The 24209-nt window shown below is 70.8% G+C and carries 21 protein-coding genes and 1 pseudogene; 18 read left to right on the plus strand and 4 right to left on the minus strand.

Annotated elements, in window-relative coordinates; genetic code table 11:
- The first annotated feature begins 176 nt into the window (after positions 1-176).
- Together RLT59_RS00720 and RLT59_RS00725 are read left to right on the plus strand one after the other, a co-directional pair.
- Positions 177-1202, plus strand: a complete 1026-nt coding sequence (locus RLT59_RS00720) for an isopenicillin N synthase family dioxygenase (RefSeq protein ID WP_311301536.1) — start codon at positions 177-179, stop codon at positions 1200-1202.
- A 7-nt stretch (positions 1203-1209) separates the two neighbouring features.
- Positions 1210-2529: a nucleobase:cation symporter-2 family protein gene (locus RLT59_RS00725; protein WP_311307569.1), complete on the plus strand. Its 1320-nt coding sequence runs from the start codon at positions 1210-1212 to the stop codon at positions 2527-2529.
- 92 nt (positions 2530-2621) lie between these two features.
- Here the strand turns inward: RLT59_RS00725 and RLT59_RS00730 are convergent, their stop codons facing one another.
- A complete protein-coding gene (locus tag RLT59_RS00730; protein WP_311301537.1) occupies positions 2622-3518 on the minus strand; it encodes an MOSC domain-containing protein in 897 nt (298 codons plus the stop codon).
- Positions 3519-3609: 91 nt separating this feature from the next.
- Between RLT59_RS00730 and RLT59_RS00735 the strand changes: the two genes are divergently transcribed.
- The 7 genes and pseudogenes from RLT59_RS00735 to RLT59_RS00765 all read left to right on the plus strand — a co-directional run bounded on the left by RLT59_RS00735 (position 3610) and on the right by RLT59_RS00765 (position 10503).
- Positions 3610-4095: a GrpB family protein gene (locus tag RLT59_RS00735; protein WP_311301538.1), complete on the plus strand. Its 486-nt coding sequence runs from the start codon at positions 3610-3612 to the stop codon at positions 4093-4095.
- A gap of 114 nt (positions 4096-4209) precedes the next feature.
- Entirely contained in the window at positions 4210-4407 is a 198-nt protein-coding gene (locus tag RLT59_RS00740; RefSeq protein ID WP_311301539.1) for a DUF5959 family protein, read from the plus strand.
- 202 nt (positions 4408-4609) lie between these two features.
- Positions 4610-6331 (plus strand): annotated as a pseudogene (locus RLT59_RS00745) (fibronectin type III domain-containing protein); the annotation flags it as partial.
- Between the two features lie 351 nt (positions 6332-6682).
- The gene (locus tag RLT59_RS00750) at positions 6683-7225 is read left to right on the plus strand and encodes an ATP-binding protein (protein WP_311301540.1); all 543 of its coding nucleotides are present in this window, start codon (positions 6683-6685) and stop codon (positions 7223-7225) included.
- 37 nt (positions 7226-7262) lie between these two features.
- The gene (locus tag RLT59_RS00755; RefSeq protein ID WP_311301541.1) at positions 7263-7976 is read left to right on the plus strand and encodes a TetR/AcrR family transcriptional regulator; all 714 of its coding nucleotides are present in this window, start codon (positions 7263-7265) and stop codon (positions 7974-7976) included.
- A 117-nt stretch (positions 7977-8093) separates the two neighbouring features.
- The gene (locus RLT59_RS00760; RefSeq protein ID WP_311307570.1) at positions 8094-9707 is read left to right on the plus strand and encodes an MDR family MFS transporter; all 1614 of its coding nucleotides are present in this window, start codon (positions 8094-8096) and stop codon (positions 9705-9707) included.
- A 28-nt stretch (positions 9708-9735) separates the two neighbouring features.
- On the plus strand, positions 9736-10503 hold the full coding sequence (locus RLT59_RS00765) for a class I SAM-dependent methyltransferase (RefSeq protein ID WP_311301542.1): 768 nt from the start codon (positions 9736-9738) through the stop codon (positions 10501-10503).
- 15 nt (positions 10504-10518) lie between these two features.
- Here RLT59_RS00765 and RLT59_RS00770 read toward each other — a convergent pair whose 3' ends face one another.
- On the minus strand, positions 10519-13437 hold the full coding sequence (locus RLT59_RS00770; RefSeq protein WP_311307571.1) for an acid phosphatase: 2919 nt from the start codon (positions 13435-13437) through the stop codon (positions 10519-10521).
- A 186-nt stretch (positions 13438-13623) separates the two neighbouring features.
- A complete protein-coding gene (locus RLT59_RS00775; RefSeq protein WP_311301543.1) occupies positions 13624-14370 on the minus strand; it encodes a hypothetical protein in 747 nt (248 codons plus the stop codon).
- Between the two features lie 311 nt (positions 14371-14681).
- Between RLT59_RS00775 and RLT59_RS00780 the strand changes: the two genes are divergently transcribed.
- The 8 genes from RLT59_RS00780 (at position 14682) to RLT59_RS00815 (ending at position 22508) form a co-directional block, all read left to right on the plus strand.
- Positions 14682-14882: a hypothetical protein gene (locus RLT59_RS00780; protein ID WP_311301544.1), complete on the plus strand. Its 201-nt coding sequence runs from the start codon at positions 14682-14684 to the stop codon at positions 14880-14882.
- 547 nt (positions 14883-15429) lie between these two features.
- Positions 15430-15927, plus strand: coding sequence for a DUF4232 domain-containing protein (locus RLT59_RS00785; RefSeq protein WP_311301545.1), 498 nt, complete (start codon positions 15430-15432; stop codon positions 15925-15927).
- 385 nt (positions 15928-16312) lie between these two features.
- The gene (locus tag RLT59_RS00790; RefSeq protein WP_311301546.1) at positions 16313-17575 is read left to right on the plus strand and encodes a phosphatase PAP2 family protein; all 1263 of its coding nucleotides are present in this window, start codon (positions 16313-16315) and stop codon (positions 17573-17575) included.
- Positions 17576-17691: 116 nt separating this feature from the next.
- Positions 17692-18351: a class I SAM-dependent DNA methyltransferase gene (locus RLT59_RS00795; RefSeq protein WP_311307572.1), complete on the plus strand. Its 660-nt coding sequence runs from the start codon at positions 17692-17694 to the stop codon at positions 18349-18351.
- Positions 18352-18636: 285 nt separating this feature from the next.
- The gene (locus RLT59_RS00800) at positions 18637-20103 is read left to right on the plus strand and encodes a phenylacetate--CoA ligase family protein (protein ID WP_311301547.1); all 1467 of its coding nucleotides are present in this window, start codon (positions 18637-18639) and stop codon (positions 20101-20103) included.
- The gene (locus RLT59_RS00805; RefSeq protein ID WP_311301548.1) at positions 20100-21143 is read left to right on the plus strand and encodes a hypothetical protein; all 1044 of its coding nucleotides are present in this window, start codon (positions 20100-20102) and stop codon (positions 21141-21143) included. Before RLT59_RS00800 ends, RLT59_RS00805 begins: the two co-directional genes overlap by 4 nt.
- 58 nt (positions 21144-21201) lie before the next feature.
- On the plus strand, positions 21202-22125 hold the full coding sequence (locus tag RLT59_RS00810; protein WP_311301549.1) for an NAD-dependent protein deacetylase: 924 nt from the start codon (positions 21202-21204) through the stop codon (positions 22123-22125).
- Positions 22125-22508: a DoxX family protein gene (locus RLT59_RS00815; RefSeq protein WP_311301550.1), complete on the plus strand. Its 384-nt coding sequence runs from the start codon at positions 22125-22127 to the stop codon at positions 22506-22508. The genes RLT59_RS00810 and RLT59_RS00815 overlap by 1 nt, the downstream gene beginning before the upstream one ends.
- 22 nt (positions 22509-22530) lie before the next feature.
- On the opposite strand, the gene RLT59_RS00820 is transcribed toward RLT59_RS00815, so the two are convergent.
- The gene (locus RLT59_RS00820; protein WP_311301551.1) at positions 22531-22980 is read right to left on the minus strand and encodes a spore-associated protein; all 450 of its coding nucleotides are present in this window, start codon (positions 22978-22980) and stop codon (positions 22531-22533) included.
- A gap of 303 nt (positions 22981-23283) precedes the next feature.
- On the opposite strand from RLT59_RS00820, the gene RLT59_RS00825 reads away from it, so the two are divergent.
- Positions 23284-24168, plus strand: a complete 885-nt coding sequence (locus tag RLT59_RS00825; protein ID WP_311301552.1) for a GH25 family lysozyme — start codon at positions 23284-23286, stop codon at positions 24166-24168.
- The last annotated feature ends 41 nt before the right edge of the window (positions 24169-24209 follow it).

The following is a 24209-nucleotide window of genomic DNA, read 5'->3' on the forward strand; positions in this document are numbered from 1 at the left end:
GAACGCATCGCGTGCGGGTCCCGGGGCAACGGGGCCCGCGCCAGCCCACGGCGCCGGACCCGCGAAGGGGTCCGCCGCGACCGTGCCCGCGGGCCTCTGAGCGTCCGCGGTGGGGAGTGCAGGGGCGGTGACTGCATCCCGGAGACCCACGATCGCTTCGAGGAGCGACAACCGCGATGACTGAGACAGCTGAGATGCCTGAGATGACCGGGACGACGTACGGCTTGGCCGAACTGGCCAAGGAGACGCGCATGGGTGGGGCCGGAACGGAGACCTCCGGCCGGGAGATCCGCAGGATCGACCTCAGCGACTTCGACGCCCGCAAGGCCGAGATCACCGAACAGCTGTGGGCCGCCGCCACCGATATCGGCTTCTTCCAGCTCGTGCACCACGGCATCGAGCAGAGCTCCGTGGACCGGGCGTTCACCGATGCCGAGCGGTTCTTCGCACTGCCGGAGGAGACCAAGGCCCGGCACGCCCTGAAAAAGGGACTCAACTCGGGCTGGGAGTCGATGACCCAGGTCCGTCCGTCGATCGGGACGCAGGACCAGAAGGAGTCGTATCAGCTGACCCGGCCGCACATGGACGGGCTGTGGCCGGACGACGAGCTGCCCGGCTTCCGGGAGCGCACCCTCGCCTTCGAGGCGCGGTGCAGGGAACTGGCGATGCGCGTGCTGTCCTGCTTCGCTGACAAGCTGGGCCTGCCCGAAGGGTTCTTCACGCGCACCCACGACCCGGCCAGTGAGCAGTACCGGTCGACGCTGCGCATGCTGCACTACTTCGCGGTCCCCGAGGACATCGAGATCCCGGCGGACGTCTGGCGCGCGGGTGCGCACACGGACTTCGACTGTCTGACGTTGCTGTTTCAGCGCGACGGGCAGGGCGGGTTGCAGGTGTGCCCCGGCAAGGAGGCAGCGGGGCAGGAGTGGACGCCGGTCGAACCGGCCGACACCGTGATCACCTGCAACATCGGGGACATGCTGATGCGGTGGAGCGATGACCGGCTGCCGTCCAACTTCCACCGGGTCAAGTCGCCCGGCCCCGGCGACGACCGGTCGGCCCGCCACAGCATCGCGTTCTTCGCGCAGGCGGACCGTGACGTGGTGATCGAGGGGCCCGAGGGCCGCTACCCGGCGATCACGGCCGCGGACTACATGCAGCAGCGCATCGCCGCCAACTTCGCACGCTGGAGGAGAGGGTGACGTGACGATGTCCACGAGGAGCACCGGTCCCGGACGGCTCGCGGTGCTCGGCCTGCAGCATGTGATCGTGATGTACACCGGGTGTGTGACCGTGCCGCTGGTGTTCGGCGCGGCGGCCGGCCTCGGCGCCGCGACGGTCGCCGTGCTCATCAACGCCGATCTGCTCGTCGCGGGCGTCGTCACGATCATCCAGGGGGCCGGGGTCGGCCGGATACTGGGCGTGCGGATGCCGGTGATGGCGGGCGCGGCGTTCACAGCGGTGACGCCGATGATTCCGAGCGCCGGGGAGTACGGCCTCCAGGCGGTGTACGGGTCGATGCTGGCGGCGGGGCTCTTCGGCCTGCTGGCGGCCTACCCGTTCGCGAAGGCGGTGCGCTTCTTCCCGCCGCTGGTGAGCGGTGTGGTGATCACGGTGGTGGGGCTCGCGCTGATCGGCGTCGGGGTGAACCTGATCGTCGGCAGCGACCCGAAGGCCGCCGACCACGCCGCGCCCTCGCGGCTCGCGCTCGCCGCCTTCGTCGTGATCGTGATCCTCCTCGTCGCCCACTTCGGCCGCGGCTTCCTCGCCCAGACCGGCGTCCTGCTCGGCGTGGTGGCGGGGACGGCGGTCGCGGTGCCGTTCGGTCTGGTGGACGCCTCGGCCGCGCGGACGGCGGACTGGATCGGCGTCAGCGCTCCCTTCCACTTCGGTGCGCCACAGTTCCCCGCGGTCGCGGTGCTCTCGATGTGCGTCGTGGTGCTCGTCCTCTTCGCCGAGTCGACGGCGGATCTCCTCGCCGTCGCGGAGCTGACCGGCAGGAAGCTGACAACCGCGGACATGGCGCGCGGCCTGGCGGCGGACGGCCTCTCCGGTGTCCTGGGCGGCGACATGAACGCCTTCCTGGACACGGTGTTCGCGCAGAACGTCGGACTGGTGACGATGACGAAGGTCCGCAGCCGGCATGTCGCCACCGTGGCGGGCTGCATGCTGCTGGTGCTCGGGCTGATCCCCAAGCTGGGCGCGCTGGTCGCCGGACTGCCACCGCCGGTGGTCGGTGCGGCGGGCCTGGTCATGTTCGCGACGGTCGCCACCGTCGGCATCGGCACGCTCCGCACGGTGGACTTCGACGGCACGCACAACCTGCTGATCGTGGCCGTGTCGATCGGTGCCGGCATGGCCCCGGAGGTGGCCCCCGATCTGTACAGCAGGCTCCCGGAAGGGGTGGGGATCGTGCTGGGCTCACCCGTGACGAGCGCGACGCTGGTGGCGTTCGGGCTGAACCTGGCGTTCAACGGCAGGGGCCCGAAGCGCGTTCGGCACGCGGAACCGGTCGACGTACCGGCCTGATTCCGTCCGTGAACCGGTGTGAGAACCACCTCGGGCGCCGCCTGCGGATCCGCTGAGAGATCCGCGACGACATCTGCTGGCGGCGCCTGAAGTCATCGCACTATGTGTTCTTGGAGTTCGGCGTCGCCCCACTCCTGGACGACCACCTCGTCGCCTACTGACAGCTTCCCCGGCCGGATCACTGAGAACTTCGCGCCGAACACTACGCCCCCGCTCGCCGCACGCCGGCAGCCCGCGAGCGTGCGCAAGGACTCTGGCCCCCGCCGCGCGCCGACCTCCTGCTCAACCGGAGTGACCGCACAGCGCACCGCGAGTTTGGCATAGCACAACTCGGCCCCGCCGATGGTGATGCGGCGTGCGCGGTCCTCGCCGTGCGGTACGGCTGCCCAGTCGCCGCCGTCGCTGTCATGACCGTGACCGTTGCGGCTGTCGACGACGATGTTCGGGCGAAAGCGGTTCATCGACAGAGGCGGGGCGCCACGCTCGGCCATCCGCCGGTCGAGGAGGGTGAGGGAGGCGCGGGACAGCAGGTGCACGGCGCTGCTGTCGGCATAGCCGGAGGGGCCAGGGGTCAGGCCGTCGGCGACCCGGTCGTGCTCCGGCGGCACGCGGACCAAACGGCTGGGCGCACCGAGGACCTCCGAGAGCCAGGCGGCGGCGTCGTCACCCTGGTCAATGCCCTGGAAGGCGGCGCCGAACAGATCGATGTCGCGGCGCGGCGCGGACGTGGTCACGTCGAGGCGCACCGTCTCGTAACGGCCCGTGCTGTCGGCCGAGTCGAGCACGAGTCGAGTGCCGTCGGCGCTGACGGCAGGCCGGATCAGGGCGAGGCGCGGGTGACGGCGCTGGGTACGGTAGACCCCGTCCTCGCTGATGACCATGAAGCTGCGGTCGTGCGCGAGACCCGCCGGCGTAACGAACGCATCGCTCGTCGAAGTGCCTGCGCATCCCTTGATGGGGTAGCAGATCAGATCCAGGACGTCAGCCATGCGCCGCCTCCTTCGGTCGACGACCACATTAGAACGTCAGTCTTGCTGAGGGTCACAGGGGCAACGCGGAGCTCCACTAGAGTGCGGTGATATGCCGTTCCCGGATGAGCGCCACCAGGTTGCCGTGGTCGACTACCGACCGGAGTGGCCAGGTGAGTTCGAGCAGTTGGCCGACCGCCTCCGTGCCGCCTTGGGTGATCTTCCGGTCGGCATCGATCACGTGGGGTCGACCTCCGTGCCCGGCCTGCCCGCCAAGGGCTGCATCGACGTCCAGGTGCGCATGAGGGCGATCGACGAAGCGCGTGACGTACCGCTGCTGGCCGCGATCGGCTTCCGGTGCCGGCCGGAGCCGTGGAACCGCTTCGAGGTGTCGAACGGCCACCGTTGCCGCAAGCTCGTCTTCGCACCGCCCGTCGGCGCTCGCTCGTGCAACGTCCACCTCCGGGAGAGTGCCGGGCCCAACGCGCGGTTCGCGCTGTTGCTCCGTGACTACCTGCGCGGGGATGAGACGGCTCGTCGCGCATGGGGAGCGTTCAAGCAGCGGCTGACGCAGAGCGTGCCGAACCTGATGGATTAAGTCCAGATCAAGGCCCCGGCGACCGAAGTACTGATGGCCGCGGCGGAGCGATGGGCCGCGGACACGGACTGGTCCCCGAAGTGACCCGTCGGACGGGCCTGCCGACATGACCAGTTGGGACGCGCACCCGGCGAGCGTGACTGTCCGGAGGTGGTCGTGGAGGACGAGTCGGGGTCCATGGTCACCGTCAGGGTTCCGCTCGTACCGCCGGACGACTGGATCGCCGACCACCAACAGCGTCTGCGGCACGTGATGAAGCACTGGATTCCACTGCTGTCAGCGCAGGCAGGGCAAGCCTCCGCCAACGGATGAGCGCACGTCCAAGGGGGCGGAAAGCCTCGTGGACCCATGTCGCAACATTTTTTGCGTTGCCTCCGTCAATATTTTCGCAATGTGCGCGCACTATTGCCGACACGTAACCGTGTCGTTACGATCCCCGCAGCGGAATCCGGACCCACCGACTTACCAACTGACCCTGGCACAACCCGAGTTGACCTAGTCGAGGAGTTTCCTGATGGGCGTCACACGCCGGACTTTCATGCAAGCGGTCATCGCGGTCACGACCGTGGGTGCGGCAGGGGGCACGCAGACCGCCCTGGCCGGGGCCGCGGTGGCCGCCGGCAGTCCGCCCGGGGATGTGGTGGGGAAGGTCACCGTCGGCTATCAGGGCTGGTTCGCCTGTGCGGGCGACGGTGCCCCGATCAACGGCTGGTGGCACTGGACCCAGGACTGGAGCCGGCCGCCGTCCCCGTCGAACACCGGCACCAAGTGCTGGCCCGACCTGCGGGAGTACGCGCACAGCTACCCCACGGCCTACGGCGACCTCGGCAACGGGCAGCCCGCCGCACTGTTCTCCTCCTACGACCAGCAGACCGTCGACACCCACTTTCTCTGGATGCGGCAGTACGGCATCGACACGGCGGCGCTGCAGCGCTTCAACCCGACCGGCGGCGAGGGCCCGACCCGCGACGCGATGGCCGTCAAGGTGCGGTCCGCCGCCGAGTCGCACGACGTGAAGTTCTACGTGATGTACGACGTCACCGGCTGGACCGGCATGCGGTCGGAGATCAGGGCCGACTGGACCAACAAGATGAAGGCCCACACGGCCTCACCCCAGTACGCCACCCAGAACGGCAAGCCGGTGGTGTGCGTCTGGGGCCTCGGCTTCAACGACGACAACCACCCGTTCTCCACCGAGGCCTGCCTTGACGTCATCAACTGGTTCAAGGACCAGGGCTGTTACGTCATCGGCGGGGTGCCGCGCGAGTGGCGTACGGGTGGCGCCGGGACGCGCACCGGGTACGGGGACGTCTACCACGCCTTCCACATGATCTCCCCGTGGATGGTCGGCGCGATCGGCAACGCCGGTGACTCCGACAACGCCTACTCCACCTACACGGTCGGCGACGAGGCGGACTGCGCGGCACACGGCATCGACTACCAGCCGTGCGTGCTGCCCGGCGATGTGTCCGGCCGCCAGCGCGCGCACGGCGACTTCATGTGGCGGCAGTTCTACAACATGTGCCGGGCCGGGGTGCAGGGCATCTACATATCGATGTTCGACGAGTACAACGAGGGCAACCAGATCGCCAAGACCGCCGAGACCCAGGCGGGGGTTCCGACCGGCTCCGGACTCCTGGCACTGGACGAGGACGGCACCGCCTGCTCGTCCGACTACTACCTGAGACTGACCGGCGACGGCGGCCGGATGCTGAAGGGCGAGATCGGCCTCACCCCGGTCCGCCCCACCCCGCCGACGCCCCCGGGCGGAGCCGACACCACCGCACCCACCGCCCCGGCGAGGCTGCGGGTCACCGGCCGCACCAGCAGCTCGGTGACGCTGGTCTGGGACGCGGCGAGCGACAACGTCGGTGTCACCGGCTATCGCGTGCTGCGCGTGGACGGTCAGTCGGGGCCCCAGGTGGGCACCGTCACCGGCACGTCGTTCACCGTGACCGGGCTCGCCCCGGCCACGGACTACGTCTTCCATGTGGTCGCGCTCGACGCGGCCGGCGGCGTCTCGCTCCCGTCGAACCAGGTCACCGCCAGGACCGGAACGGCCGACGGCACCACGGATCTGGCCCTGCGCCGGCCGACCACGGAGAGCGGTCACACCCAGGGCTACGGCTCCGGCAACGCGGTGGACGACGACCCGAACAGCTACTGGGAGTCCGCGAACAGCTCCTTCCCGCAGTGGATCCAGGTTGATCTCGGTGCCGCGACCACCGTCCGCCGGAATCCTGCTCACCCTGCCCCCGTCCAGCGCCTGGGGCGCCCGGACCCAGACGGTCTCGGTCCAGGGCGGCATCGACAACGGCGTCTCCGGTCAGCTGCTCGCGGCGGCGGGCCACCGATTCGACCCGGCGAACGGCAACACCGCCACCCTCACCCTGCCGACGGGCTCACCCGTCCGGTACGTACGGCTGACCATCACGGCCAACACCGGCTGGCCGGCCGCCCAGATCTCCGGCCTCAAGGTCTACGCGGCCTGAGCCGCCGGGGCGGGCGGGATCCGGTGGACCGCTCGACGCCGTACGGGCCGGCCATGCCCGTCGGGCGCCCGTACAGCCCCCTACTATCGGACCCCATGATCGTATGGCTCAACGGCACCCACGGTGCGGGCAAGACGACGACCAGCGCACTCGTGCAGCAGCTGATCCCGGATTCACGGGTGTTCGACGCCGAGCAGGTCGGCGGGATGCTCATGGACATCACACCGGGGCTGCCCTGGACGGGCAACTTCCAGGACTGGCCGCCGTGGCGGCCGCTCGTGGTCGAGACCGCCCGCCATGTGCTCGCATACACCGGCGGCACCCTGGTGGTGCCCATGACGGTCCTGGTCGAGCCGTACTGGCGCGAGATCAGCGCGGGCCTCGCCCACCACGGCATTCCGGTACGGCACTTCGTCCTCCACGCCGATCAGGACACCCTCCGCGGGCGTATCGAGGGCGACGCTCATCTCGGCCCTTCCACCTTCCGCCTCACCTACCTTGAGCCCTACGCGGAGGCCGCCCGCAGCTGGCTCCACAGCGAGGCCGAGGTCATCGACACCACCCGGCTCACCCCCGCCCAGGCCGCCCGGCGGATCGCGGACGCCGTCAACGGCCGAGAGACGCCGACAGCCGAATAATTTTGCAGGTTCTGCATTTTTGCCTACTATGCAAGATGTGCCGACCAAGAAGCCCTCCGCGTCCGGGCCCTCCGAGCGCAAGAAGCCCTCCTCACCGGGGCTTCGGGAGCGCAAGAAGCGGGCAACCCGCAACGCCCTCGCGGAAGCCGCCGTACGCCTGGCCGCCGAGCACGGCGTGGAGAACGTCACGGTCGAGGCGATCAGTGAGGCCGCCGGGGTCTCGCCCCGGACGTTCTTCAACTACTTCCCCAGCCACGACGACGCGTTCGTCCTGATCGACGAGGCGGTGGGCGAACGGATCAGGGAGTCCGTGCGCCTCGCCCCCGCCGGTCGTCCGCCGCTCGACGTGGTCCGCGACGCGCTCACGGAGGAGCTCGGCGGATTCGAGCGGCGCAAGGAGTTCTGGGCCCTCCAGGCCAAGGTCTTCCAGCGTTCCCCCCACCTCATCCAGCGCGGCCTCCAGGCCCAGGTGGCGGACCAACGGGCCCTGGCCGCCGCCATCGCCGACTGGCTCGACACCGGGACCGAATCCGGGTCCGCCGGCGCGGCCCCGGATTCGGGGGGCGCTCCGGCGTCATCCCGTCCCGTCGGCGACGGCCTCTTCCCCCAACTGCTCGCCGCGATCGCCCAGACCGCGGTACGGGTCGCCATCGAGCACTGGTGCGACCACCCCGGAGAGGTGGAACTCGCGGACACCTTCCAGGAGGTGTTCGTCCAGCTCGCCCACGGCCTCCCGCGGCCCCCCGGGTAGCCCCGCCGCCTGCCACCGGCACGGCCCCCTCTTTTCACCGCCGATCCCTGTTCTGCTCCAGCACCGAAGAAGGACACCGTGACCGCAATCGAGGCGCCGGAACAGGCGCCTTCCTCCATGTCCAACCGGCAGATTCTCCAGGCGATGTCCGGCCTGATGGCAGGCATGTTCGTCGCCATCCTCGCCGGTACCGTCGTCGCCAACGCGCTGCCGCGCATCATCGCGGACCTCGACGCCAGCCAGTCCGCGTACACCTGGGTCGTGACGTCCGAGCTTCTCGCGATGACGGCGACCGTGCCGCTCTGGGGCAAGCTCGCGGACCTGTTCAACCAGAAGCTGCTGCTCCAGCTCTCGCTCGGCCTGTTCGTGGTCGGTTCGCTGGTGGCCGGATTCTCGCAGGACGTCAACACGCTGATCGTCAGCCGCGTCATCCAGGGCATCGGCGCCGGTGGCCTCACCGCGCTCGCCCAGATCGTGATGGCGGCCATCATCCCGCCGCGCAGGCTGGGCAAGTACGCGGGCATCTTCGGCGCGGTCTTCGCCGTCGGCACGGTCGCCGGTCCGCTGATCGGCGGTGTCCTGGTGGACACCTCGTGGCTCGGCTGGCGTTGGTGCTTCTTCGTCGGCGTGCCGTTCGCACTGGCCGGAATCCTGCTGCTCCAGCGCACCCTGAAGCTGCCGACCGTACGCCGTCAGGTCAGGATCGACTGGCTGGGTGCCTTCCTGATCGTCGCGGGCGTCTGCGCGCTGCTGATCTGGACCTCGCTCGCCGGCAACAACTTCGACTGGGCGTCCTGGCAGACCGCCGCCCTGGTGATCACCGGCGTGGTGCTGCTGACAGCCGCGGTCTTCGTGGAGTCGCGGGCGGCCGAGCCGATCATCCCGCTGGCCATCTTCCGCAACCGCACGGTCACGCTGACCACCCTGGGCAGCTTCTTCGTCGGCATCGCGATGTTCGCCGGAACCGTGTTCCTGTCGCAGTACTTCCAGATCTCCCTGGGCAAGTCACCGACCGTCGCGGGCTTCATGAGCCTTCCGCTGATCGGTGGTCTGCTGGTGTCCTCGACCGTCGCCGGGCAGATCATCGCCGCGACCGGCAAGTGGAAGCGGTACCTCGTCTCGGGCGCCGTGATCATGACGGCCGGGCTCGGCATGCTGTCGACGATCGACGCCGACACGCACTTCGGACTTCTCAGCCTCTACATGGCGTTCATGGGCATCGGCGTCGGCATGCTGATGCAGAACCTGGTGCTCGCCGCCCAGAACGACGTACCCGCGCACGAACTGGGCGCGGCCACGTCCGTCCTGTCCTTCTTCCGCAGCCTCGGCGGCACCGTCGGGACCAGCGTGCTCGGCGCGGTGCTCGCCAACCGGGTCGCGAGCGAGATGACCAAGGGCCTCGCGGAGAACGGCATCCCGGCGCCGGCCGGCGGCCACGGCAGTGCCGTACCCGACATGACCACGCTGCCCGAGCCGATGAAGAACATCGTCGAGCACGCCTACGGAGTCGCCACCGGCGATCTCTTCCTCATCGCCACGCCCTTCGCCTTCCTCGGCCTGCTGGCGGTGCTCTTCATCAGGGAGAAGCCCCTCAAGACCACCAGCGGCATGGAGCGGCTGGCCGCGGAGGCGGTCACCGGCACCGAGGACGCGGCAGAGCGGCCGCTGCTCCCCGAGCCTCCCGCTCCCCGGCAGGGGGAGGCCGGGGCGCCCGAAACGACCAGGCACTGACGGGGCACCTCGTGTCAGGATGCTCGGCATGTCTCGTCGTGCACTGAGCTTCGGAACGATGGCGCAAGCGTACGAGCGGTTCCGGCCGGGGTATCCCGTGGAGCTGTTCGACGTGGTGATGGCGTACGCCGGTCAGCCGGTCTCCACCGCCCTGGAGATCGGCGCCGGGACCGGCAAGGCCACCCGCGTGCTGGCCCGGCGGGGGGTCCCGGTCTTGGCGACCGATCCTGACACGGCCATGCTTGCCGAGCTGCGCAAGCATGTGCCGCCGGGCGTCAGGACGGCCCGCGCCGCATTCGAGGAGCTGCGGCCGGACGAGAGGTTCGGACTCGTCTACGCGGCAGCGGCGTTGCACTGGACGAAGCCGGCGGGCCGGTGGTCCCGCATGGCCGGGCTGCTGGAGCCGGGCGGTGTGTTCACCTCGTTCGGCAGGCCGGTGGGACTGGCCGACCCGGCTGTGGAGGAGGCCGTCCGCGCGGCACGGGCACCGTTCCTGGAGGACGACGGTGTCCCGTCCCCGGACGGGACACCTCCGGAGCACGACATGCAGTGGCCCGGCACGGAACTCCAGCGGTCCGAGTGGTTCGACGGAGTCCAGCAGACCGTGATCGAGAGCCGCCTGACGATGAGCGCGGGCGACTTCCTCGGATATCTCTCGACCGTCTCGGCCTACATCGTCCTGCCGCGGCCGCGGCAGGACGAGATCTTCAGCCGGATCCTCCGGGTTCTGCCCGAGACGGTCGAGATCTCCGCCGACATCATCGTCCATCTCGCCCGTCGGCGGCACGAGACGTAGCGCGGGACGGGGTCGCTACTCTCCGGTGCGGGTTCCGTCCGCGTTCACCCGCACCCCGTCGACGGTCAGCGTCCCGTCGTGGTGTGCGGTAACCTTCGCGGTCATCGCACCCGCGAGATCGATCCGCTGCCAGCTGCCCCCGTCGCCCTGTTCGTCCAGCGCCGAGCCGGAGGGGATCTGGGTGGCGGCGAGCACGGTACGCCGCTGGGCGCCGGTGAGCTTCGGGTGCGACGTGCGCAGCAGGTCCTCCGCCCCGTCCGGAACGGCGGGCGGCCGGCCCTCGGCGCCGATGTGCGGGAAACCGTAGGTCATCCGCTGCTTGTACACCCGGAGCGCCCGGTCCGTGGGGAGGTACGGCGTTCCCCGGCCGGCGCACCGTGTCAGCGAGTCGCCCGCTCCGGTCTCACGGCACTTCTGTACGAGGACGGCTCGCAGCTCGGCCTTCGCCTGTTCCAGGAGCGTGCGGAACTCCGGGTCGGACCAGCGCAGCTGGGCGGTCTTCTCGCCGACGATCCGGCCTCCCATGATGTCGGTCGGGTAGTGGAAGGACAGCAGGATGCGGTTGTCCCCGTACTCGGAGGCGCGCGCCAGGATCTGCGGTGCCAGTTCGGGCAGCAGGGTGGCGAGGACGATGCCCTGCGCGTAGCCGTGGCTGGTGTGCCCGCTCGGGAAGGAGCCGTCGCCCGCGAGACCGGCGTAGCCGCCGGGGCTGTCCCACGGCTTGATGAGTCCCTGCTCTTCGGTGAACCCCATCCGGACGAAGGGGCGCTTGTACTGGTAGTTGTTCTTGGCTGTCTGGTACCAGTCGGCGGATGAGTCCGCGGTGTGTTCGACCCGGCCGGACAGCAGCGCCTCGGTCTTGGGGAGTTCGCCGTTCTTCAGCGCCTGCCCGTACAGCCCGCCCAGGGTCGTGCCCAGTCCGTCCGCCATGGTCCGGTAGGGACTGTTCGCGCCGTCCACGAGTGCCTTGTGGACCTGGGGGTCGGTGGGGCCCGAGGGGGCGTTGTTGATGTCGACGACCGTCCGGTCGTCGATCGCGGTCAGTTCCTCGTACGTCGTTCCCTTCGGGAGGACCTCGTTGGCCCCCATGAGCGACGGCTCGTTCCGGGCGGCGTCGAACGAGCGCAGCAGCCAGGTGAAGTAGTCACCGCCGCCGGGCGCGGCGGGCTGGGTGTCGGAGGCGTACGAGGCGCCCAGCTGCTCGTCGGTGAAGGGCAGGGAGCCCGCGGTCTGCGCGAGCGGGCCGGGTCCGAAGTAGATGTCCGAGCTGGTGCTGTTGCACTGATGCACCTCGACGGCCAGGGTGTTGGTCCCCGTGCGCAGGGCAGAGGCCGGTACGCCGAAGCGGGCGGTGACCGGGTCCCCCTCGCCCGAGGTCCCGTCCGGGGTCTCGTACTGGAGGTTCTTCGTGATCTTTCCGTCGCCGTGGCCGGCGATGCGCCTGCCGTTGAGGTAGACGGTCACGGTGTCGTCGTAGACGACCGTGCCGACGAGCCCGCTGATCGCGTCCAGGGAGGCGCGGTCCATCGAGAAGGAGGTGCGGAAGAAGTACGCCTCGGTGCTGTCCCCCGCACCGTCACCCGCGTCCTTGCGGAGCCTCAGTTTCGTGCGGACGGGGAAGCCGTCCCCGAGATCGGTGCCGTCGTTCTTGGCGCCGAAGGGGCCGGTGGCCGTCTTCCAGGGAACGTCCCCGGCGTCGAAGCCGGTCCGGGTCCACGCCGTGCGGTCCTCGTTGCCGCGCGCCGGGTCGACGCCCGGGGTGTCGAGGTAGCTCCAGCTGGTCGAAGCGTCGACGACGGCCTTGCCGAGGCTGACGTCGTCGATCCAGCCCCTGGGCCCGGAGCCGGGCTCGGCATGCGTGTCGTCGTAGCGCAGCAGGATCTCGCTGACGTGCTTCCCGGCGAGCGCGCCGAGGTCGGCCGAGACGGTGTTCCACTCCCCCGGGGCCGGCTTCCTGTTCGCCGTCCGCACCTCGCGGGTACGGGGGTGGCGGCCGTCCGGGTCGGTGTAGAGGACGTCGAGCGCGACGTGGGCGGAGGCCGCGTCGTCCGGGCGGATCGCGTAGCTGAGCCTCGAACCGCGCACCAGGGGGACGTCGAGGCCGGAGCGCAGGACCACCGTGGAGGAGGCCGGTCCGGGGGCGAGGACCCGGCCCGCGTACCGGAGCGCGGCCGAGCCGTCCGCCGCTCCCACGGAGTCGGCGTTCTCGACCCGGAGTCCGAGCCCGGCGGCCGTGGATCCAGCGGAACTGCGCAGGGTCCAGTCGGCGAGCTGGAGCTTCGAGCGGTCGGCGGTCGGACCCTGGCACCGGTCGGCGCAGTTGTCCGTGACGCGGAGCTGGTAGTGGCGGTACGCGTGAGTGGTGGTGACCGGATAGAAGTTGGTCTGCCCGCGGGCGCCGAAGCGCTGCTCCTTCTCCTGGTCCAGGACGTGCCACGAGGAGTCGTCCGCGTCCGTCGCGGCGGAGTCGCTGTCGCTGCCGAGCACGGTCCACGCGGCCGGGTCGCGGGGCGGCGCGTCGTTCGCGGAGGTGAGCGAGTAGCCGGTGACAGCCGCCGGGGTGCGCAGGGTGTAGATCGCGTACACGGGCTTCTCCCCGGTGGGCCGTCCGCTGTCGCGGGCGTACCACTTGGTGGCGGAGTCCTGGTCGGAGAGGCTGGTGACGCCTTCCTGCGCGCTCGTGTCGTTGGGGTGGCCGGACCGTACGTCGCGCACGGTGGTGGTGACCTCGGTGGTCTCGCCGCGCAGATTCCGCGCCTTGCCCCGGGCCGGGAAGCCCGCGGGCCGGGGCGTCCCGGGCTCGTAGGAGGTGGCCCAGTAACCGCCCGCCTCCGGGCCCGCGCCCGCCGGTCCGGCCGAAGTCGCGGAGGTGGCAGAGGCGGCCGGGCCCGTCCCCGCCACGAGTGACGCCGCCACGAGCACGGCTACGACCACACCTGCGCCCGCGTCCTGCCCACGTCTGCTGAACACCCGCACGACTCACCTCTTCTCTTCGGACAACGTTGTCACCAGCCGAGCCTGAGGGTTCGGTAGGAGACATGTCAACGCTCAGGAGACCGGGTGTCGTGTTCGCACCCCCGGGGTGCAACAGCGGACGGACCGGGCGCCCGCCACAGCCCGTCAGGGCGCGGCACCGGCCGAATCGGCCTGTTCCGGCAGTCGGCCGAAAGTCGTCGTGGCCGAGGTGGACGCCGTGGCCGAGGTGAGCGCGATGCGGCTCGACCAGGTCAGGGCCGCCGTTGCGGTCAGCGCGAGCAGCGGGACGGCGAAGCCGGTTCGTGTCCCCGTACCGTCGACGAGCCGGCCGACCACCGCGGCGGAGACGGCGATGCCGGCCGCGCACGCGGAGTTCGTCCAGGTGAAGGCCTGGGTGAGGACCGACCTGTCCATGACCGACTCGACGAGCGTCGAGGCGACGATGACGCAAGGAGCGACGCCGGCGCCGGGCAGCAGGAGGGCAAGGCCGAGCTGCCAGGGGGAATCGGCCAGCATCGGCAGCAGCGACGCGCAGGCCAGGAAGGTGAGGATCGGGGGCAGCCGGTGGCCGGGCGGACTGTGCCGGTGGCAGCGCCCGTAGACCAGACCGGCCAGCAGACTCGCCGCGCTCATCAGCCCGTACAGGAACCCGGCCGCCGAAGCGGCGTGATGGACGGCGGCGAAGGCGCTCACCGATACCTGAGTCGAGCCGAAGAAGACGCCGAGGGCCGCGTTGACCGCCAGCAGCGTGCCGAAGTGCCGGGTCCACAGCCGGCCCGGTCCCCCGCCGGACGTACCGCCCCGCACCTCCCTCTCGGCGGGGGCAGGGGCGGTACGGCGCAGTGCCGCGAAGACGAGTCCGGCCCCGACGACGAGTGCCCCCGCCAGCACCCGTGCCCGCCGCCGGGTGCAATTGGGTCGCCATCAGCACCGCGAGGGCGGGCCCGAGGAGGAAGGCGGCATCGTTGCTCATCGTTTCGAGTGCGAAGGCCGGGGCGAGTTCGGCTCTGCCGTGCAGCAGGGCCGACCAGCGGGCTGCGGAGAGCGCACCGATCTGCGGGATGGTCGCCCCGGCGGCCAGAGCGGCGGCCATCAGCGGCAGCACCGGCGCGCCCGTGAGTGCCAGCGCGACCAGGGCGGTGACCGCCCCGGCGTGGGCGCACAGAAGGGCAACGAGGACGCGCGGCTGTCCGGACCGGTCCATGAGGCGGGCCGTCTGCGGACCCACCAGGGTCTCCGTCACGGCGAACGATCCGGTGACCAGACCGGCCGCCGCGAAGGACCCGGTCTCGGCGTGGACCAGCCAGACGACGGCGAGCCCGGCCATGGCCACCCCGACCCGGGCGGGGGCCGCGGCCAGGAAGAAGGCCGCCGCGCCGGGGGTCCGCAGGGCCGAGCGGTAGGAGGCGGCACCTGACCCGGCGGCCGCCGGATGGTGAACCGTGCGTCCGGGACGACGGAAACGTGTGGTGCGACGGAAACGTGCGGTACGAAGACGGGACCAGTGCCGCGGTGTCACGGCGAACCTTCCGCTGCACGGTGGGACGGCCCAGGGCGACGGCACCCGCCGAGGGAGCCGTCCCCCGCCGCCAGGAGTCGTCCATGGTGACGCGGACGGGGACGGATGCACGGTCCGCGTCGGCGTCGGCTCCAGCGCCGGCAGAGATATCGGGTGGTGAGATCGGAAGTGGAGATCGCGTAGCGGATCTCGCGGGGCACAACACTAACCGCGATGCCGGGTGCGGAGAAGACCGCCCGGGAGCCATTCCTGCGCCGCGTGCGTGGTCGGACGACGGCGACCCGTGCGGGCTACACATATCGGCGGCGCCGCCGTGATAGCCCTGGGATCACCCCCGTGAGGGTGAGAACGGAGGCAGGCGCCCTCTGTGACCGCGCTCCTGACGGAAGATCACCCGCAGGGCCCGCCAAGCACAGCAGGGAAGGTTCAAGATGCGTACTACCCGGAAGATCGCCGTCGCCATCGCCGCCACCGCGCTGTTGGGTGCCACGGGTGGGACCACGGCGCAGGCCGCGCCCGTGGGCACCGCACCCTCCGCATGCCGCCCGGCCAACCACCTCGCGAAGATCACCGACGCGTCCAGCAGCGCGGGGCACCGCCACTACCGCGTGACCCTCACCGCGCCGCGCGGCTACGACCCGTGCCGGCTCGCGGGTTCGCCCACCCATGTGCGGTTCTCCAACCACGGCTCCGAGAGCGGGATCACCGCCGGCCGCTACGGCAGCCGGCGGACCGCGGTGACCTTCGGTCCGGGGCACCCGGTGCACTTCGACATCCAGGTTCCCAACAACGACTGTGGCGTCCCCGCGGACGAGGCGTCCTTCACACTCCGGGCTCCGGACGGGGAGATCCCCGGCACCTCGGCGGCCGACGGCAGGCTCAGGGTCGCGGCCGGCACTCTCGTCGGTCCGGTGCGGAGCGGCGCCTGAGCCCCTCCTCGGAACCTCAGGACCTGCGCCCTCGCCGCCTGCGGCGAGGGCACAGCCCTTGTCCGCGCGCCACCGCTCACCCGGCGTCCGGCCGGTACGGGCCGGCCAGGGGCTGGATCGAGTCGACTTTCGTACCACCCGTGACCAGCGAACGCACCCGCACGCCTCCGTTAGCATGTTCGAACTCACGACGAGCGTCCCCATCGCTCGCCATTCATCGGAAAGTCGGGTTTTCCGGTGTGAAGAGTGTCTTACTCAACCAACATCTAACAAATCGGCCAAACAATTGATACCTATAGTATCGCGGGTGTTTTCGCGAATATCGAGCAGAACCACGACCGCCCCGTGGCGCCGGCCAAGAGCGATACTGTGGGGCACGGCGGCCGTGGTGACCCTCGGGTTCCTGGTCGCGCTGGAGATCTCCGCACGCCATTACGGACTGCCGGGGCCGATAACCACCCAGGCCCAAGAGGTCATAGTCGCCCCGCAGTCGGGCTTCCTGCTCTACGCCAGCATGGCGCTGATGATGGTGGTGCTCACCTGGCGGCAACGGTTCATCGCGATGGGTACCGCGATAGGAATCGATCTCGTCATTCTGCTGGTGCGCTGGGCGGCCGACGCCAGGGTGACCCACGGCCACCCCTTCGGCAATGGGGCGTTGTGGGTGATCGTGGGCTGCGGCGTCATCGCCGTCACACGCCGTACGGGCCAGGAACGCATCCTGCTGCTGAAGGGCGTCGGCCTCGGTCTGCTGCTGGTGACGGGCCGCAAGACCGGTGACACCTGGCTGCTCATCACTTCGAAGACGCGCCCGGCCGTGCTCGACCAGTACGTCGCGACCGCCGATCACGCACTGGGCAACCCCTCCTGGCTGGTGGGGCGGATGGTCGAGGCCACCGGCCCGGTCGGGGACCGGTTCCTCGACTCCGTCTACACGCAGCTCGCGGTCGCCGCGGTCGTCGTCGCCCTGTACCAGCTGCGCAACGTGGCGACCGACCGCCGGTTCCCCGGCCACCACCTGGTGCGCACCTTCCTGGTCATAGGCCTCCTCGGGCCCGGCATATACGTGCTCTTCCCGGTGGTCGGGCCGGTCTTCGCCTTCGGCGCCGACGGCGGGCACTGGGCGGTGTCCAACCTGTGGCCGGACACCATGCCGCGGATCGCCGCACCGCACCACATGCCGTTCGACGAGATCACGCCGCGCAACTGCATGCCCAGCCTGCACACGGCATGGGCCACCTGCATCTTCATCCATTCCCGCAAGGGCCCCCGGACCCTCCGGTACGCGGGCACGTTCTGGCTGCTCGCCACACTCTGCGCGACGCTCGGCTTCGGTTATCACTACGGCGCGGACATCATCGCGGGCGTGGTGTTCACGCTCACGATCGAGGCGGGCCTGCGCACCTTCGACCGCGGCTGGGACCGGTCGGGACTCAAGCTGGTCGCCTACGGTGTCGCCGTCTTCACCGCGCTCCTGCTGTCGTACCGCTATCTGTCGTTGCCGATGGCCCACCATCCCTGGGTGTTCGGCCCGCTCCTCGTCCTGGCGATGGCCTCGGTGATCCACGGCTACGTGCGGACCACCGAGCAGTGGGAACCGAAGACCGTCCCGGCGCGGCAGCCCGAGCCGCTGCCGGAACCGGTCTGAGACCGGTGAACGGTCCGGCGGGCTCCGCCCCCCGGCGGGCGGAGCCCGCCGGACCGTCTTCATGGCGACGCGTGCCGCTCCCGCCCGACGCTCCCGGATAGCCTGCGCCCGTGGGAATCGAACCGAACACTGACAACTGGCTCGCGGACACCCGGGCGTCCTACGACACCGTGGCCGGCAGCTACGCGGACCAGGTGCGGAACCTGCTGGACGACACGCCTGAAGAACGCGCCGTACTGGCGCTGTTCGCCGCCCGGGTGCGGGAGAACGGCGAAGGCCCGGTCGCGGACGTGGGGTGCGGGCCGGGACGGATCACGGCCCACCTGCACGGACTGGGCGTGGACGCGTTCGGGATCGACCTGTCCCCCGGGATGATCGAGGTGGCCCGGCGCGACCACCCCGGCCTGCGGTTCGAATGCGGGTCCATGACGGAGCTCGGTCTCACCGACCGCTCGGTGGCCGGGCTGATCGCCTGGTACTCGCTCATCCACGTCCCCGACGAGGAGATCGGTTCGGTCCTGGCGCACTTCCACCGTGTGCTGAGGCCGGGTGGCCCCCTGCTGCTCAGCTTCCACGTCGGGGACGAGCGGAAGCTGAAGACGCAGGGGTACGGCGGCCACCCGATGAAGGTGTACGTCCATCGGCGCCGGCCCGATCAGCTGGCCGCCCGGCTCGACGACGCCGGATTCGACGTCGAGGAACGGCGCACGCTCACCTCCGCCGAGAGCAAGCTCGGGGGGCTCCTTCTGGCACGCCGGCGGCCCGGCACCCGGTAGCGGAATTTCCCGCTGCTCCGGGCAAGTCGGAAGGATCCGTTGATGGATCAACTCCCCTCCTCTAATGTCTCGTTCATCGACCGGCCGTCCTCGGCCGGGAGTGCGCCACATGGAGCCCAGCCGCCCTGAGAGACGGCCCGGAGAAGGGAGATCCACCATGGTCAAGCACTACATCAAGTACGCGTTCAGCACGCTCACCGCGGCGATGTTCGCCAGCATGGTCTGACGGATCAGCCCCGGCCTGGACCGGGAGTTCAGTCCCGGTCCAGGCATCAGGAGGCTCCCTTGTTCGCGACCGCGCTCAGCCAGCTCCGGTACGGCGCGGCGATCCTGCGCAACCGCCCCATCCGGCCGCGGGACCTGGAGCGCATCGCCCGGGACCTGGTCGCGACCCTCGCGGAGTTCGGGGAGCCCGGCGCGGACTCGGCCCTGCTGCCCGGCCAGGCGGGGGCCGTCGACCCCGCCGTACGGCGGACCGTGACCGAGCGCAGCCTGCGGGCCACGGCGCGGGCGGCGGCCCGGCACACGGCGTACTACCGCCGGACGTTCGAGAGCCTGGGGCTCGACCCGGGCACCCTCACACCGGAGACCTGGGACCAGGTGCCGGTCACCCCCAAGGCGGCCCTGCGCGGACTGCCCGCCTCCTTCGTGTCCGCCGCCTCCGCTCCCGCGCTGATGGCGCTCACCACGGGCACGAGCGGCACCCCCACCACTGTCTGGTACTCCAGGGCCGAGGTGGAGATCGCGGTGGCCATGAGCACGGTCTCGGCCGTCCTCGGCCTGGGCCTGCGCCCCCGCCACACCGTCGCGTACGCGGGGTGCTCCCGGGCGACCCTGCCGCTGCTCAACGTGGAGGAGTCGGTGACCCGGATCGGTGCCTCCTTCGTCCAGATCGGCACCGTGGACCCGGCAGTGGCGCTGGACCGGCTGGCGGCCCCGCTCGGGCTGCGCGGCAAGGCCCCCCAGATCACTCATCTGACCGTCTCCGCGTCCTACCTCTCCGCGCTCGTCGAGGAGGCGGAGCGGGGCGGCCGGCTGCCCTCGGACTTCGGACTGGAGTCCATCGGCGTCGGCGGCGAGGTGCTCTCCGAACCGCTGAGGGAGCGGGCGTCGGCGGCGCTGGGCGCGAAGATCTCCACCTCGTACATGATGACCGAGACCGTGCCGTCGGGCGGGACTCCGTGCGCCGAGGGGCATCTGCACCACACCACCGAGTTCGGGCACCTGGAGATACTCGACCCCGTGACCCACGCGCCGACGCCACCGGGCGACGTCGGCGTCATCGTGCAGACCCCGTACGTGCCCTACCGGGACTGCACCCTGCTCCTGCGCTACGCGACCGGCGACCTGGTCCGCCTCCCCGGAAGCGCGACCGAGTGCGAACTGGCCCACCTGCCCGCCACCTCTCCGGTGCTCGGCCGCTGGACGGGTCCGCTGAGCCGCCAGATCACCACCTGGTCGGTGCTGAACCTGCTGGAGGCGGAGCCGGACATCCCGCTGCCCGCGCGCTACGCGCTGGTCGAGGAGGACCCGGGCCCGCGCCTCCATGTCCTGGTCCGCCGGCTGCCCGCCGCCGGTCTGCTCGGCAGGCTGGAGGACCGGGCCACCGCGGCGGGCCTCGCGCTGGACGCCGTGGTGCTCCATGACGACGCGGCCGCGATGCCACGGACCGGTCCGGTCCGCGCCGATCTGCGTGAGCGCACCTTCGAATCGGTGCGCCCCGCGGCGGCGCGGGCCGTGAGTCCGGCATGAGCGCCGTCGCCCTGGTGGGCCTCAACGTCTGCGTCGCCGCGATCACGGCGGCCGGCGCCGCCTACTTCGGCCGGGTCCGGATGCCCCGTCCGCCGGTCGGCCGGTACGAACTGCCCGACGTCGCCGTGGTGTCCGCCGTGGTGGTGGCCGCTCCCCTGGTCTATCTGGAACTGCCCCGTGCCGCGGTGGCCGTCGTGTTCGGTCTGGTTCTCTGTGCGGCGCTCCAGTTCACCCTCGCGCCTCTGGTCGGCGGGGGCCGGGCCTGGGTGGCCGCGCTGGGCTCGGTCGCGGCCACCGCCGGATGCGCGTTCGCGGACCGGACCCTCGCCGTGATGGTGCTCACCGATGTGCTGCTCGCGATCGCTGTCGTGGGGGTGGCCAACATGTGGGCGCAGAGCGGCATGCGCTCCGCCCACGCCGCGTGGTTCGCGGGCGCGCTCGCCTGCTACGACCTGGTGGCGACGGGGCTCACCTCGGTCATGGACCGGTTCGCCGTCCAGGTGATGGGGCTGCCGTTCGCCCCGCTGTTGGCCGTCACCCGGGGCGATCCGCCCGTGGCGCTCGGGCTGGGCGACCTGTTGCTCCTGGTGCTCTTCCCGCTGGTGGCGCTGAAGGCCTTCGGACGGGCCGCCGGTCTGCTCGCGGCCGGAATCGGCCTGGCGGTGTCGGCGGCGGTCAGTGTGCTGTTCGCCCTCGGGGCGCTGACCGGGGCGTTCCCGCTGCTCACGGCGCTCGGCCCGCTGATCGTGCTCCAGCATGTGCTGTGGGTACGGGTCCGGGGAGCGGAGCGGACCGTCGCCGAGTGGCGCGCGGGGGCCCCGGTGGCGTCGGCCGCCGCCGTTCCGGACGGCCCCGATCCGGAATTGCTCAAGGCCCTCGAACCCGCCGATCCGGAGGGACTGGGGTCCGAGGTGCCCGAAGGCGGCTGGCTCGCGGTCCTCGACGGCCGGGTGGTGGGGGCCGGGGCGTCGCCGGGCCTGGCCCGTGGGGACGCACGGCTCCGCGGCTGCGCCTCGGTGCCCGTGGTGCGGCAGAGGTGACCTGGGGGCCGCCGACGGCGCGGGCGGGCGGCCGGGGCCGGTTACGTACTCTTGAGGCATGCGCATGCGCCCCACTCTGAGCTGGTCCCCCACGGAGGACCTGCCGCCCGCCACCACCGACCTGGAGCCGGTCACCGATGCGCTGGGCGCCGGCCGTGTGCTGGTGCTCAGCGGGGCCGGGATCTCCACCGAGTCGGGCATCCCCGACTACCGGGGCGAGGGCGGGAGCCTGAGCCGGCACACCCCGATGACCTACCAGGACTTCACGGCGAGCGCCCAGGCCCGGCGCCGGTACTGGGCCCGCAGCCATCTCGGCTGGCGCACCTTCGGCCGCGCCCTGCCCAACGCCGGGCACCGGGCGGTGGCCGCGTTCGGGCGGCAGGGCCTGCTCTCGGGGGTGATCACCCAGAACGTCGACGGTCTGCACCAGGCCGCCGGCAGCGAGGACGCGGTGGAACTCCACGGCAGCCTGGACCGGGTCGTCTGCCTTTCCTGCGGCACGCTCGGTTCACGCCGCGAACTCGCGCTGCGGCTGGAGGAGGCCAACCCGGGCTTCTGGCCGGTGGCCGCCGCGATCAACCCGGACGGCGACGCCGACCTCACCGACGAACAGGTCGGGGACTTCCGCGTGGTGCCGTGCACGGTCTGCGGCGGCATCCTCAAACCGGATGTGGTGTTCTTCGGCGAGGCCGTACCGCCCCGCCGGGTCGAACACTGCCGCGAACTGGTCGCAGCGGCGTCCTCGCTGCTGGTCCTGGGCTCTTCGCTGACGGTGATGTCCGGGCTCCGGTTCGTCCGCCAGGCAGCCCAGGCCGGAGTGCCGGTGCTGATCGTCAACCGGGACCCGACCCGGGGCGACCGGCACGCCGTCACCCGCGTCGCGCTCCCGCTCGGAACGGCCCTCACCGCAGTGGCCGACCGGCTGGGCGTCGCCGTCGACGACGCGGCGGCCCCTCGCGAAACCGCCGTCGAAGGAGACTGATGTCCCGGACGAGCCGCTCCACCCTCCTCCTCGCCGGGCTGATGGCCGGAGCCGGCGCTCTGCACATGGCGGTGCCGAAGGTGTTCGACGGGACCATTCCGAGGAGCCTGCCCGGTACGCCGCGTGCGTGGACGTACGGGAGCGGGGTGGTCGAGTTCGCGCTCGCCGCCGGACTCGTCCACCCCCGGACGCGGCCGGTCGCGGCCCGTGCGACCGCCGGGTTCTTCGTCGCCGTCTTCCCCGCCAACGTCCGGATGGCCCTCGACGCGCGGCACTCCCCCGCCCTGCCGAGGGCCGCGGCCCTCGGCCGGTTGCCCCTGCAGATTCCCCTGGTCATGTGGGCCCGCAAGGTCGCCCGTACCGAGGGCGCTTCACCTCGTTGACGCCGCCCGGCGGTGCGCCGGGTCAGCGCACTTCGGTGACCCGGTGTTCCTTGAGCTTCGCGCAGTTGGAGTTCTCCACCGACACGAACACGCTGCCGATGCTGCCGCTCCAACTCACGCAGTGGCCCTTGCCGTAGACGTAGCCGGGCCCGGCGTACGAGGTGTAGTTGCCGTCGTCACCGGCCCACTCGTCGGTGTCGGAGACATAGATGGACGTGGACATGCTCTTGGCCGTGCCCGGGTTGGTGCGGATGGTCGCGACGCAGTTCTTGCCGTTCGCGGAGTTGTACGTGAGGTAGACGGTGCCCTGCGAGCCGATGGGCGCCGAGTTCACGGTCTTGTAGGCACTGCCGCAGACCCCCTGCGGTGTGACGTTGGGCGCGGCCGAGGCGGTCGTGCTGAGCACAACCGTGGCGCCCAGCGTCAGCGTGGCCAACGCCCCGACAGTCGCGACATTACGTACGATTCGCATATATCCCCCTTGTAGCTCCGAGAGCGTATTGCTCCCACTTGATGTGACCCTCGAACGACAAGGATGGTTGTGCCGGATGCACCCTGAGATGCCAAAGCACCGACGAACGGCACCACTTGGAGAAAGTTCCGCCGGGGCCGGGCCGTTTCCGCAGCTCACCGGAGCGCGAATAGGTCTATACCACTAACGATTCGGAAAACTATTTACCAGCCGCACTCCCCTGTGGCTCACTATGTCGTGTTCGCGTCACGTGGACGCGCGTAGATCCTCTGCCTCTCTCCCCCCACCACGCAGGAGGAATCCATGCTTCCCCGCCGCCTCTCCCTCACATCCGCGCAGCAAAGACTCTCCGTGGCCGGTGTCCTCGGCGTGAGCGCCGCGCTGACGCTCAGCCTGATGTCGGGCACCGCCGCCTCGGCGCCGCTGCCCTCCGACAACACCGTGCCACTGGGCAAGGGCTACATGGGCGTGGGCTACGTCCAGGACAGCGAGGACTTCAAGCCGGACACCCGGCAGCCGGCCCTCGAAGCGACACCTGACGCGAACCTCCTGGCGAACCCCGTGGGGATGGACGTCTCCAGTTACCAGGGCAGCATCAACTGGACCTCGGCCCGGGGCGCGGGCATCGAGTTCGCCTGGATGAAGGCGACCGAGGGCACCACGTACAAGGACCCGACCTTCAGCACCAACTACCTGGGCGCCTACAACGCCGGGGTGATCCGGGGCGCGTACCACTACGGGCGGCCCGACGTGTCCGGTGGCGCGGCGCAGGCGAACTTCTTCGCCGACAACGGTGGCGCCTGGTCCCGCGACAACCTGACACTCCCCGGCGTACTGGACATCGAGGGCACCTGCTACGGCAAGACGCCCGCCTCGATGCAGTCCTGGATCCTCGACTTCTACAACACGTACAAGGCCCGCACCGGCCGCGACGTCGTCATCTACACCAGCCCGAGCTGGTGGAACTCGTGCACGGCCGGCTGGACCGGCATGTCCGCCAGGAGTCCGCTGTGGGTGGCCCACTGGACCTCCGCCGGCAGCCCGAGCATCCCGACGGGCTTCCCCTTCTGGACCGTCTGGCAGTACACGTCGACCGGCTCGGTGAGCGGCATCTCCGGCAACGTCGACCGCGACCGCTTCAGCGGTGACCGCTCCCGCCTGCTGGCCCTCGCCAACAACACGCCGTGACAGCGGGCCCCGGGGTGCGGTGACCGCGGGAACGGTGACCG

This window comes from Streptomyces sp. ITFR-6 (assembly GCF_031844725.1).
GTDB lineage: Bacteria > Actinomycetota > Actinomycetes > Streptomycetales > Streptomycetaceae > Streptomyces.

Bases quoted from the DNA above. Each gene is read 5' to 3' on its own strand.
- RLT59_RS00720 (WP_311301536.1), top strand. From the start codon at position 177: ATGACTGAGACAGCTGAGATGCCTGAGATGACCGGGACGACGTACGGC.
- RLT59_RS00725 (WP_311307569.1), top strand. From the start codon at position 1,210: ATGTCCACGAGGAGCACCGGTCCCGGACGGCTCGCGGTGCTCGGCCTG.
- RLT59_RS00730 (WP_311301537.1), bottom strand. From the start codon at position 3,518: ATGGCTGACGTCCTGGATCTGATCTGCTACCCCATCAAGGGATGCGCA.
- RLT59_RS00735 (WP_311301538.1), top strand. From the start codon at position 3,610: ATGCCGTTCCCGGATGAGCGCCACCAGGTTGCCGTGGTCGACTACCGA.
- RLT59_RS00750 (WP_311301540.1), top strand. From the start codon at position 6,683: ATGATCGTATGGCTCAACGGCACCCACGGTGCGGGCAAGACGACGACC.
- RLT59_RS00760 (WP_311307570.1), top strand. From the start codon at position 8,094: ATGTCCAACCGGCAGATTCTCCAGGCGATGTCCGGCCTGATGGCAGGC.
- RLT59_RS00765 (WP_311301542.1), top strand. From the start codon at position 9,736: ATGTCTCGTCGTGCACTGAGCTTCGGAACGATGGCGCAAGCGTACGAG.
- RLT59_RS00780 (WP_311301544.1), top strand. From the start codon at position 14,682: ATGAGGCGGGCCGTCTGCGGACCCACCAGGGTCTCCGTCACGGCGAAC.
- RLT59_RS00785 (WP_311301545.1), top strand. From the start codon at position 15,430: ATGCGTACTACCCGGAAGATCGCCGTCGCCATCGCCGCCACCGCGCTG.
- RLT59_RS00805 (WP_311301548.1), top strand. From the start codon at position 20,100: ATGAGCGCCGTCGCCCTGGTGGGCCTCAACGTCTGCGTCGCCGCGATC.
- RLT59_RS00810 (WP_311301549.1), top strand. From the start codon at position 21,202: ATGCGCATGCGCCCCACTCTGAGCTGGTCCCCCACGGAGGACCTGCCG.
- RLT59_RS00815 (WP_311301550.1), top strand. From the start codon at position 22,125: ATGTCCCGGACGAGCCGCTCCACCCTCCTCCTCGCCGGGCTGATGGCC.
- RLT59_RS00820 (WP_311301551.1), bottom strand. From the start codon at position 22,980: ATGCGAATCGTACGTAATGTCGCGACTGTCGGGGCGTTGGCCACGCTG.
- RLT59_RS00825 (WP_311301552.1), top strand. From the start codon at position 23,284: ATGCTTCCCCGCCGCCTCTCCCTCACATCCGCGCAGCAAAGACTCTCC.